Here is an 11,780-nt window from a genome sequence, read left to right on the forward strand (position 1 = left end):
GCCTCCCACTCCTTAAATGACAGTGTTTTACAGCAACAGGATAAATTTTGCCTTAGATATTCTGTTTACCCTTCTATACTTGCTTGATGAAAAAATAAAATCAATAAAAGAGCTTCATTGTATTTTCGAGAGCTATGAATCACCCCATCATAAAAAAACAGTTTAACATAACAGACAGTTTGAAAAATCTTTTTATATAAAAGGTATCATTGTTGTACCAGGAGGCAACTTTGCCTCATCTTCAGGCTCAACATGAATAGAAATACGCACATTATCAAATTCTTTTTGAAGAACCCCTTCGATTTTATCACAAATTTTATGTGCTTCTCCTACCTGCATTATAGCAGGCACAACCAAATGAAACTCTATAAAAGTAGCTCTACCAGCAACACGCGTACGTAAATCATGAACCTCAAGTGCACCACATGCATTTGCAGAAATCAGCTCTCGAATCCGCATGGTTTCATTCAATTCAACGCCAACATCCATTAATCCTTGAACAGCATTCCTAATCACCTTCCAGCCTTGTAAGAGAATATTAACGGCAACGATTATTGCTAAAATCGGATCTAAAACGCCCCATCCTCCTACAAAGCCAGCAATCAGACCAATTAAAATTGCAAGCGAAGTAAAAACATCCGTTATGAAATGCACTCCATCAGCTTTAAGAGCCGGTGAACGATGGCGTTTTCCCTGCCAAATAAGAACCATTCCCCACATACAATTTATGACAGTTGCAACAAGATGAATAACAAGCCATATTCCAGGTTTCTGCAATAAATTAACGGTGGAAAGAGCTATCCATGCCTCTCTTAAAATGACAATTGCCGCAATAATAATGAGTACCCCTTCAAGAATCGCAGAAAAATACTCTGCTTTATGATGCCCAAAGGGATGATCATGATCCGCCGGCTTCATACTCACTTTAACAGCCCACCATGCTGCCAATGACGCAAGGATATTAACAATTGATTCCAATGCATCAGAATAAAGTGCAACCGAATCTGTGATGTGATATGCCCAATATTTCAAAGCAAAAACAATGCACGCAATAAAAATGGAGTATAAAGTTAAGCTTTGTATATTGATTTTTACATCCATGAACCCCATCCTTTTCTTCACGAAATAAGGATTAATATTTTCAACCATATCATTATACTTTTGGCATAAAGACGATCTCTCCTCAATATTACAGAAGCTTCATCATACAATAAACGCCTCAGCTCACCATTATTATCGCAAAAACTGCTCAGTTACACGAACAGCACCAATAAATAAAGAAAAGAGAAAATAATAGAAAGAAGAACTTTCCCAAGAGCAATCAAACACATAACCTTCATTATTAATCGTTTTCTGAATAACTTAAAGCCATCTCACTTCTCATAAACGAAAAACTTGTTTTTGCTCAAATCTATCATGATCACGCATTATTTTTCAGTCTTATGATGTACATTATAACCCATCTATAAGCCATCGTTGCACCTTAGAAAAAATATCTTAGCACTCTACGGTAACTTTACAGGTCAACAGGATTTTAAAATATGATTTACTAAAAAATTTAGATATAAAAAGAAGAGCAATGATTACCCCCAAAAAGAATCTGGGCATTGGGGACCCAGATTCTTTTCCCTTAAAAAATTAAGGGCATACAGAACTTGGGAAATAGCGGGGACCCAAGACACTGCATCCGATACGAGAAAAAATATATGATTCCGTACCAGTGTTTTTATACTATACCTATGGTTGCATATTGTCAACACAAATTCTACCATAAGTTTAAAATAATTTTTTTATCTCTTTTTTAAAATAAAACAAATTCAAACATCTGGAAATCATAAGAAAAAAGCACTAAAAATCTCTCATGCATTTGAATATCATAACAATCAATGAAACAGATGATCCACGCCTAAAAGCCTATCATAATATCCGTGAAAAAGATCTTGTTGGACGGCAACATCAATTTATTGCTGAAGGCAAAGTAACATTGTCCGCATTACTACACTCAAAAGAGTTTTCTGCCATCTCACTGCTCATCGTAGCAAACCGTCTCTTTGGACTTCTACCGCTTTTAGAAAAAACACAGCCTCTATGTCCCATTTATTGCGTTCCACAAAAAGTTATGGATAATATCACCGGCTTCCATGTTCATCGTGGTGTTCTGGGTATTGGTAAACGCAAAATACTGCCATCCTTACAAAGTTTTTTACAACATCTTCCAGAAAAAGCTTTGATTCTTGTTTTATGTGGTATCTCGAATCACGATAATATGGGATCAATTTTTCGTAATGCAGCAGCCTTTGCCAGTAATGGCATTATTGTCGACAAAACCTCATGCGATCCACTTTATCGCAAATCAATAAGAGTTTCTGCCGGTGCTGCTTTAAAAGTACCCTATACGCAAAACGCTGATATAGATGACATTATAGCTGCTCTAAACGATGAAAACTTTCATCTTTATGCACTCTCCCCTTCTGCCTCACACACTCTCAAACAAGCCAACAAAAGCAAAAGAATGGCACTTATTTTTGGAACAGAAGGCGATGGCTTACCACCCCATATACTACAACAATCAAAAACCTTACGTATTCCCATGACTAACGGTTTTGACAGCCTTAATGTTGCCACAGCCTCAGGTATTGCACTTGCCCATTTTACCAACTTTGACCACTAAAGATGATAACACTTCAAGTTATAGAACATACCCAATTAAGTTGTGTGTTATCTACCAGCCTCCAATAATATTGCCGTTCCCTAGCCTTTGAAAGCATTGATAAGAAAAATTTTTCTTATTAATGCTTTCTACATACACCCTAACCCCACTTATGATGTGCAAGAAATATGATTTTGATGGATTCAATCATAAAACAAATTTACAATGAGAAAATCTCACGGAAGTTTCTCATTCACGGTGAAGGCTGCAAATTATCATTATAAATCAATTTACGATTTTTTATGAAACCGTTGCTTTAAGTTCAGAGGAAATAGAATCATTTGTTTCGAGATTGCACAAAACGCGCTTCAACATCATTTCAGTATCGGCCGCACGTTCTGAATGTGTTACAAATCCTCCCCCAAGAATACGCGCCTCATGACCATTTCCATCATAAAGAACGCAAGCTTGCCCTGGTGCCACACCATTTTCACATTCCAACAGATCAACGGAAAAAACACCTTCTTTATAATGCAAGCGCGCAAGATGAGGAGGACGCGTTGAGCGCACCTTTACAGCCACCTCAATACCTTGAGAAGGAAAATTATCTAACGACTCATCACCAAGCCAATTCACATCACGTAAAAAAAGCTTATGTGTTTCTAGCATTTCACGCGGACCAACAATAACACGTGCATTTTCCACATCGAGATAAATCACATACAGCGCTTCACCAGTTGACACCCCAATACCACGACGTTGACCAACCGTATAATTAACAATCCCCGAATGTTTACCTAAAATTTTTCCATCGATATGGACAATAATACCAGGATTAGCTGCTTCTGGACGCAGTTTTGCGATAACATCTGAATATTTTCCTTGTGGAACAAAACAAATATCCTGACTATCATGCTTATTAGCAACCACAAAGCCCATTTCTGCTGCCATTTCACGAACGCGTGCTTTTGGAAGGTCACCAAGTGGAAAACGCAAATAATCAATCTGTTCTTGTGTTGTTGCAAAGAGAAAATAACTCTGATCACGATCATTATCGAGAGGACGAAAGAGTGCTCGATGCGCTCCATGAGAACGCGAACGAATATAATGTCCCGTAGCCAAAGCATCGGCTCCCAATTCGCGTGCTGTTGCTAATAAATCAGCAAACTTGACCGTCTGATTGCACGCAATACATGGCACTGGGGTCTCTCCATGAGCATAGCTTTCTGCAAAAGGATCAATAACAGCTTCGCGAAAGCGCTTTTCATAATCAAGAACATAATGCGGTATTCCTAATGTTTCTGCAACACGGCGTGCATCTTCAATATCTTGTCCCGCACAACACGCCCCCACCCGATGCGTTGTAGCCCCGTGATCATAAAGCTGCAACGTAATACCAATGACATTATACCCTTCCTTTTTCAAAAGACCTGCAACAACCGATGAATCAACTCCTCCCGACATTGCAACAACAATGCGAGAATCCTTAGGATGTCCTGGTAAATCAAGGCTGTTTAAAAACATGTATTCATTCTCTATTTAATGCTCTCTTTAATGGATACCCATCTGTTATTAATATTCTGATGCGCGTTCTTTGCCACTTTTATACTATTAATTGCTTTTTATATTGTTTTTTTATCCTTTCCACAACCATAGCATCACATTCTAAAAAGCTGCTGCAAACAAAAAAAGAGTGATAGAAATAAGGCACCGTTGAAATCGTTGGAAGAAAATTCTTTTAGAAAACCTTTTTGCTCTTTTTAAAAATCTAGTAAAATGTTGCAAAAAATTTTTCTATACGCTTCGCTCTAGCTTCTTTTTATATGCTCAATCACTTTATTAATTTTTTCTTTCTGCGCGTTTAGCTCTTTTTTAAATTTCATGCTCTATAAACGAATCAAATCCTTGACGAAAGGTAGAGGATACGGATGACCAATTTGATAAAAACACAAATGAAGTATGTTATTGGACCAGATGGAAGCCCACTTACAATTGCCGACTTACCGCCACAAACAACACGGCGCTGGGTGATTCGTCGCAAAGCTGAAGTTGTTGCGGCTGTCAGAGGTGGATTGTTAAGTCTTGACGAAGCGTGTCAACGTTATACTTTGACAGTAGAAGAATTTCTTTCATGGCAAAGTTTGATCGATGAACACGGTTTAGCGGGATTACGAACAACGAGGACTCAACACTACAGGCATTAAGTTGCCATTGATCATGATTCGATAACAGCTTAAAAATACTTTATAAAACAGCCAAACTTGATAAAAGTTTGGCTGTTTTATACTATCCTCAAAAAATAAATCTAAAAGAATTGATCTTTCAATAATTTCTTTTATCATCCAACCATTGAATTAGATTGCATCAAAATATCCTCATCATCGGTAGCAGTTTTCTTTTCTCGTGCTTCCAAAAGCTGTGCACGTTGCAGCTCTGTATTCGCCTCATAAAGAGCAATTTCAGCATTTGTTTTTTGAAGTTGTAAATCACGAATTGAATTGATTAGATTATCACGTCTTTGCCGCGCTGCGCGCGCAAAAGCAGAATAAGCAAAATGGTGAACATCATTGTTTCCAGATTTACGTTCTTCATTAGTAATCTGTACCTCCAGTTCTAACACCATTCGTTCAAATTCTGCGATCATCATCTCAAGCTGTGCAATTTCACGACGCTTTCCACGTACTTGAAACATTCTCAATCGCACCATATTTACCCGTGGCTTCATACTCACTACTCCTTGATTGCGATAACTCAAAACTCGCATTCACACCCAATACATATCTTTTTCATTATATATCTATTCGATAAAACAGTCTATTAACTTGAACTACAATAATTTTTCCTTTCCTTAAAGCATCTGCAAACACAACCTACTTTAAAGATCAATAACTATTTCTTTACTTTTCTTCCCCTACTATAAAATGAAGAGGTTTAAAGCTCAGTAAACAAACACTGAAATTGTAAAAAAGTAATTTATAATGTTTTTTTACAAGATTTTTTTAGGTTAAAGTTTATAAAAAAAGCCCTTCATTTTTTATTATGTTAAAAAATATGCGATTTTTCTAAAATAATTTTATAGCCTCTTTCAAAAATAAAAATATTTTGTTAACCACTATCATGGATAGTGGGGAATTTGGTAGTGATTGTTACGCGTACTACTGAAATATTCATAAATGCTTTATTATAAGTGTTTGATTTCATGAATTGTTTTTATAACAGTGATTTTATCAACTGTTATAAACATAGAAATGCTCCTTGTGATTCGTGAAGGAGCGAAGTGAGGGATCTAAAATGCGCGTATTGTTGATTGAAGATGATAGAGCAGTTACTCAAAGTATTGAGTTGATGCTAAAATCAGCCAATTTTAATGTTTATATCACTGATCTGGGTGAAGAAGGTATCGATTTAGGAAAGCTCTATGATTATGATATCATTTTGCTTGATCTGAATCTCCCTGACATGTCAGGGTACGATGTCTTGCGGACTCTAAGGTTGGCAAAAATAAAAACTCCTGTCCTTATTCTTTCCGGTATGAATGCTATTGAAGACAAAGTCCGTGGTTTTGGCTTTGGGGCAGATGACTATATGACGAAGCCTTTCCATAAGGATGAGCTCATTGCACGTATCCATGCAGTTGTTCGTCGTTCTAAAGGGCATGCACAATCAGTTATTGTCACCGGAGATCTCACCGTTAACCTTGATGCAAAAACGGTTGAAGTTGCAGGACGTCCCGTTCATTTAACTGGTAAAGAGTACCAAATGCTAGAGCTTCTCTCTTTACGCAAAGGTACAACACTTACTAAGGAAATGTTTCTCAATCATCTCTATGGTGGAATGGATGAACCAGAACTAAAAATTATCGATGTTTTTATCTGTAAATTACGGAAAAAATTGGAAGCGGTCTCTTCTAATGTAAATTACATTGATACAGTTTGGGGACGTGGTTATGTATTACGTGATCCAATTGAAGAAAATGTACGGAAAACCGCTTAAGCATTAAAAATGCACATTGTAAAAGTAAAATCTCGGGGTATAGCGGACCGAGATTTTGTCTCTGTCAAAAATAAAAAACCGCATACAAAAAATCTCATATAGAAAGCGCTTAAAGCTTAAGAAGTAACTACACCTATTTATAGATATAATCTCATCGTTCGTAAGTTCAATCGAAGCCACTTTTTCCCCAACACGGCTTAAGCGCTTCTCTCTTATTCAAAGCTTTTTTACACTTTCTAAAACAATACAACAATCTTTTTCATCAATACTTATTTTCATCTCTGTCATCTGAGCAAGCAACATTGTGTAATAAAATTGGATGACATGTGCATCAATAAGCTCTTCTTGTTGAACTTCTCCATGATATAACGCAAGAAAATGAGGAGGAATACGAAGAGTTTTACCGAAAATCTCAAATCGAAAAGAACGTTTATTTTCCTCTTGTAGAATCATCACAACAATTTCACCACCACGAGAAACTGTTGCGTTTGCAATCAATAATAAATTAAGCAAAAGTTTAATTTCATCTTTTTGTAACAAAAAAGAAGGAGCCTGCCATTTTAAAGTTGCTTTTTCTTGCCGCATATATTGTTGAGCGACCTGCTCTGCAGCCCGTGTATCTATTTGTCCTCTACTTGCACCAGCAAAACCAAAAGCCAATCGCGCAAATTGTAGACGTGCAGAAGCACTCGCAACAGATAAACGCACCAATTGTAAAGCATCTTTTTCAGCTCCTCCTTCATCATAAAGCTCCATTGCATTTTGAATAGCCCCCACAGGCGAAATCAAATCATGGCAAATACGACTACAAAGCAAAGCAGCAAGATCCATAGGCTTTAAAGAAATATCTAACGTCATAATGATTGAAAACTCCTAAATTCAAAAAACAAACTTTATTTTAAAGAAAAACTCTTAACATCTGATGCATAATAGGCCACATTAACAATCATGCTAAAAAAAAATCAGAAATAAATTCAAGAATTTAAATAACATTACATCTTATTTTTTATTTGAATAGAATAAAAATTCTAATATTATCTCTTTGTTTGTCACTAATAAAAGGAGAAAACTCTATGGCTCTCTCTCTTCTAAAATACTGGTACAAAAATATTATATCTTTAATCCTCCTTTTATTCATCACCCTAAACACTGCACATGCTCAACTAAAACCAATAGAGCCAAAAGAACCTCATTACTCACTCCAAGAAATTATTGATTCCGGTCATATTTTTTTTGGAAAAACAGCCAGTGGTCTGGCCGTTGCAATTCAAAATATTTTTTCAAAATACGGTTATCCCAATGCCTATATTTTAGGAGAAGAAGCTTCTGGTGCCTTTTTTGCTGGATTAACCTATGGCGAAGGAAGGGTTTTTACCAAAATCCATGGTCAGCATAAAGTTTTTTGGCAAGGTCCCTCAGTAGGATGGGATTTTGGCGGCCAAGGTTCACGTTTAATGATTCTAGTTTATAATCTTAATAACATAAATAATTTATGGGGACGCTATGGCGGTATTTCAGGTTCGGCCTATTTAATTGCAGGTGTTGGTTTTCATGTCCTCAAATACCATGATACCTTGTTAATCCCAATACGGACAGGAATCGGTGCACGCCTTGGGATCAATATAGGATATTTAAAATTAACACCTAGACCAACATGGAATCCATTTTAAACGATTTCTTATTTGAAAAGGGGTATTATGCTTATTCAATCGTTTCTTTTTTTTATTCTTGGAGTTGCCTCTACTTCTTGGTTACTAGTGCTTTTGTCTCCTCTTATTTGGCGTAAAGCCGTTCATTTTGCGTATAAGGATATTTGTGCGCAAATTCCATTATCCCTCACGGAAATAGAAGCAAACCATGATTTTCTTCGTGCACAACATGCTGTAGAATTAGCAAACAACCAACAAAAGTACGAATCTTTGCAAAAAAAATACGCCCAACAGAAAATACAACTGAGCCAAGTAACAGAACAATTTTATCGGCTATACCTCCCCACACAAGACACTCCCACCAAAGCAGCAAAAGCAATCAAACAAAATATTGCCACAACAAGCCCCTTCAAGGACAAGCAAAATGATACGTGAAAAAATCTCACACTATCAGCAACGTTTACAAAAAATCCAAATTCATGCGCTTGACACGACTACGAACCAGAAACTGCTGGAAGAACTACGTGAAGAAACAAAAGAACTCGCAGCAACATTAGCAGCTCACATAGCGCTACAAGAGGGGGACACATCACCCATCAATACACTCATTCAAAACTCCAAAAGCAAAAATGACCTAGCATCACGTATTCGCAAAAAAATAACGCTTCTCTCCCAAGTCCCCCTTAAATAAGTTGTCTTTAAAAACACCTTAAATGAAGAGTGAAATCAACAAAGATTCATTGTTACTCTCATAACCGGAATATTTTTTATTAAACGTGGCTTTCTCACTAAACGAAAGAACAAAGTTTCTTAACCCCATGCCCTTTTGTAAAAATCCATCTTCTTGTCTCGCTGGTTTTCCTTGCTGATCATATCACCGCCCTAAAGGACAACATTTCATGAGTCCAGACAATTATACTTAAAAACATTTGCCACACACTCTAATAAAAATATTTTCTAAAATATCCCCATCCATAAAGCTTTTACATATTTTTAAAGATAAAAACACTCTCTCAAGAGTAATAAAAGTCTTTTATTTTCTGAATAATCATATCCTGATCAGTCTGCGTTAAATAAGGATGCATGGGTAAACTTAAAACACAATCTCCTAAAGACTCTGAAACAGAAAGAGAATCTTTGACATAAGGAAAATGTTTATAAGCAGGCTGTTTATGTAAAGGAGTTTTATAATAAACCATTGTAGGAATAGAATTTTTTTGTAAAAAATCTTTTAGTTTATCACGTTCTTTTACCTTAATCGTATATTGTGCATAAGCAGAACGAATATTTTCTCCTATTTCTGGAACTGTAACAATATCTCTTAAGCCATCGGAATAACGTTGAGCAATTTCTACACGCTTTTGCATTTCATCTTCAAAGATAACAAACTTTTCTAATAAAATTGCAGCTTGAATGCTATCTAAGCGCGAATTCATACCAATACGAACATTATCATATTGCGTTTCACCTTTACCATGAAACAAAATAGAACGTAAAAGTTCTGCCAAATGATCATCATTGGTCATCATAGCGCCTCCATCACCATAACATCCTAATGGTTTTGCAGGATAAAAACTTGTGGCCGCTACATCCCCAAAAGCACCGCACATAGTATTACCGCTTCTTCCGCCCATAGATTGAGCAGCATCTTCAATCACAAAAAGATTTTCCTTTGCTGCTACTTGAGCAATTTGCACATAGTCAGCAGGCAGCCCGAACAAATCAACAGCAATAAGAGCTTTTGGCTTTAGACGTCCTTCTTTTTTTACCATTTCAATTGCGTGAGAAAGTTTTTCAACATCAATATTGAATGTATCAGGTAAAACATCAACAAAAACAGGTTCAGCCCCCACCAAAGCAACCACTTCAGCCGTTGCTGAAAATGTAAAACTAGGACAAAACACAGCATCCCCTGGACCAATATTTTTAGCCATAAGAGGCATCTTCAAAGCATCCGTTCCATTAGCACATGCAATCACATGTTTAACGCCAAGATATTCTGCCAATTTCTCTTCAAATTCTGTTACTTTTGGCCCCAAAATATACTTACCACTAGCGACCACATGCGCAATTGCAGAATTAATTTTATCTTCAATACGCGCACGCTGCGCCCCAAGGTCGATGAATTGCATATTAACTCCATTGATCATCACAAGAATGCAAAAACACTACCGCTCTCTTTTATCTATAATAATTGACTTTATCCATAATAATTGACACCAGCAGCTGTTAAAATCCGTAAAACCGCAATAGCATCATCACCATTTGTACGAGGCGACTGACGCGTTTCAATACAATGAAGAAAGTGCCGTAATTCGCAAGTAAGCGGCAAATCTTCACAAACATCGATGTAATTCAGCCCATCCATGCTAAAAGCCCACTCTTGATTTTCTTTCCAAACGGCAAAATGGTGTATTGCCAATTTACGGCTCCACGGTTCCATATCATCAAAAACGAGTATAGCCTTTGTTCCAACAACGGTTAAACGCCTTTCACGGTAAGGACTAAGACGTGAAGTGAAAAGATGACTACGCACACCATTTGGAAAAGTCATATGAACATGAGAAAAGTCAGAAGTCTTATCCACGACAGCAGCCCCCTCTCCCTGAATTTGAGAGGGTTCACATTCTGTCAACGCCAAAATCATTGAGAGATCATGGGGGGCAAGATCCCATAAAGCATCACTGTGTGTGTGAAATTTTCCAAAGCCTAATCTATGAGAATAGATATATCGCACATCCCCCAATTCTCCCTTTTTCACCAATTCACACATTTTTTCAAAAGCCGGATGAAATCGTAAAATATGTCCCACCATAAAAATCCGCCCATAAGCATCTGCTTCCTGAACTTGGCGTTTAGCATCAGCAATATTTAGAGCTATTGGTTTTTCCACCAAAACATCTTTACCGCTTTTAACAGCACGCAGCACATTTTGCGTATGAAATTGTGGAGGCAGCGCCAACACCAGTGCATCAATATCTCTATGAGCAAAAAGATCATCTGGTTTAATAATCTCCACACCATACAGTGTTGCAAAACTGGCAGCACGATCACTATCAATATCAGAAACTGCTGCTAAAGCCCCAAGAGAGTGAAGTGTCTTTATATGATTTCCACCCCAATGACCGCATCCTAAAACCGCTACACGTGGCACCATTTTTACGCCTTACCTTACTTTATCATATAAAACTACACTTACATATCGAGGATAAAATAAAATAACAAGAAAAAAGCTTCAAAACGATGCTTGACATCTTACTATTCTACCCCTTATATCCGCAAAAGATGAAATAGTTTACAGTAATATATCTGTTTTGGCGGAGTAGCTCAGTAGGTTAGAGCAGAGGAATCATAATCCTTGTGTCGGGGGTTCAAATCCCTCCTCCGCTACCATTACTTTTTTGTTGTGTGTGTAGCTTGCCAGCGGGTTTTGTATATTTTGCCACTAGGTTTTGTACCAATTTATTTTTTCTCAAAGAGTTTTAAAG

The 11,780-nt window shown here is 37.0% G+C and carries 10 protein-coding genes, 1 tRNA gene and 1 pseudogene; 6 read left to right on the forward strand and 6 right to left on the reverse strand.

All coding sequences use genetic code 11. The annotated features are described in order from the left end of the window. Positions 1-192 precede the first annotated feature (192 nt). A complete protein-coding gene (locus ACFINC_RS06200; RefSeq protein WP_375616561.1) occupies positions 193-1,101 on the reverse strand; it encodes a cation diffusion facilitator family transporter in 909 nt (302 codons plus the stop codon). Positions 1,102-1,861: 760 nt separating this feature from the next. Here ACFINC_RS06200 and ACFINC_RS06205 point away from each other — a divergent pair. After that, positions 1,862-2,671, forward strand: a complete 810-nt coding sequence (locus tag ACFINC_RS06205; protein ID WP_375616562.1) for a TrmH family RNA methyltransferase — start codon at positions 1,862-1,864, stop codon at positions 2,669-2,671. A gap of 279 nt (positions 2,672-2,950) precedes the next feature. Here the strand turns inward: ACFINC_RS06205 and mnmA are convergent, their stop codons facing one another. After that, entirely contained in the window at positions 2,951-4,174 is a 1,224-nt protein-coding gene (gene mnmA, locus ACFINC_RS06210; RefSeq protein ID WP_375616563.1) for a tRNA 2-thiouridine(34) synthase MnmA, read from the reverse strand. Between the two features lie 404 nt (positions 4,175-4,578). On the opposite strand from mnmA, the gene ACFINC_RS06215 reads away from it, so the two are divergent. Continuing rightward, a complete protein-coding gene (locus ACFINC_RS06215; protein ID WP_375616564.1) occupies positions 4,579-4,854 on the forward strand; it encodes a DUF1153 domain-containing protein in 276 nt (91 codons plus the stop codon). Between the two features lie 134 nt (positions 4,855-4,988). Here the strand turns inward: ACFINC_RS06215 and ACFINC_RS06220 are convergent, their stop codons facing one another. After that, positions 4,989-5,375: a flagellar export protein FliJ gene (locus ACFINC_RS06220; protein ID WP_375616565.1), complete on the reverse strand. Its 387-nt coding sequence runs from the start codon at positions 5,373-5,375 to the stop codon at positions 4,989-4,991. A gap of 566 nt (positions 5,376-5,941) precedes the next feature. On the opposite strand from ACFINC_RS06220, the gene ctrA reads away from it, so the two are divergent. After that, positions 5,942-6,643 carry a response regulator transcription factor CtrA gene (gene ctrA, locus ACFINC_RS06225; RefSeq protein WP_375616566.1) on the forward strand — a complete coding sequence of 234 codons (702 nt, stop codon included), beginning with the start codon at positions 5,942-5,944 and terminating at the stop codon, positions 6,641-6,643. A gap of 216 nt (positions 6,644-6,859) precedes the next feature. Here ctrA and chpT read toward each other — a convergent pair whose 3' ends face one another. Then, positions 6,860-7,501, reverse strand: a complete 642-nt coding sequence (chpT, locus tag ACFINC_RS06230) for a histidine phosphotransferase ChpT (RefSeq protein ID WP_375616567.1) — start codon at positions 7,499-7,501, stop codon at positions 6,860-6,862. A 215-nt stretch (positions 7,502-7,716) separates the two neighbouring features. Here chpT and ACFINC_RS06235 point away from each other — a divergent pair, with 215 nt between their 5' ends. Next, complete coding sequence (locus tag ACFINC_RS06235; RefSeq protein ID WP_375616568.1) at positions 7,717-8,313, forward strand: DUF1134 domain-containing protein; 597 nt, start codon at positions 7,717-7,719, stop codon at positions 8,311-8,313. Between the two features lie 27 nt (positions 8,314-8,340). Beyond that, a pseudogene (locus tag ACFINC_RS06240) lies at positions 8,341-8,983 on the forward strand (hypothetical protein). A gap of 322 nt (positions 8,984-9,305) precedes the next feature. Here the strand turns inward: ACFINC_RS06240 and ACFINC_RS06245 are convergent. Both ACFINC_RS06245 and ACFINC_RS06250 read right to left on the reverse strand, forming a co-directional pair. Then, positions 9,306-10,424, reverse strand: coding sequence for a DegT/DnrJ/EryC1/StrS family aminotransferase (locus ACFINC_RS06245; RefSeq protein WP_375616569.1), 1,119 nt, complete (start codon positions 10,422-10,424; stop codon positions 9,306-9,308). Between the two features lie 68 nt (positions 10,425-10,492). After that, positions 10,493-11,449, reverse strand: a complete 957-nt coding sequence (locus ACFINC_RS06250) for a Gfo/Idh/MocA family protein (RefSeq protein WP_375616570.1) — start codon at positions 11,447-11,449, stop codon at positions 10,493-10,495. Positions 11,450-11,608: 159 nt separating this feature from the next. On the opposite strand from ACFINC_RS06250, the gene ACFINC_RS06255 reads away from it, so the two are divergent. Next, a tRNA-Met gene (locus ACFINC_RS06255) sits at positions 11,609-11,685 on the forward strand. The last annotated feature ends 95 nt before the right edge of the window (positions 11,686-11,780 follow it).

Source organism: Bartonella sp. AP58NXGY (assembly GCF_042195785.1).
In the GTDB taxonomy this organism is placed as follows: Bacteria; Pseudomonadota; Alphaproteobacteria; order Rhizobiales; family Rhizobiaceae; genus Bartonella.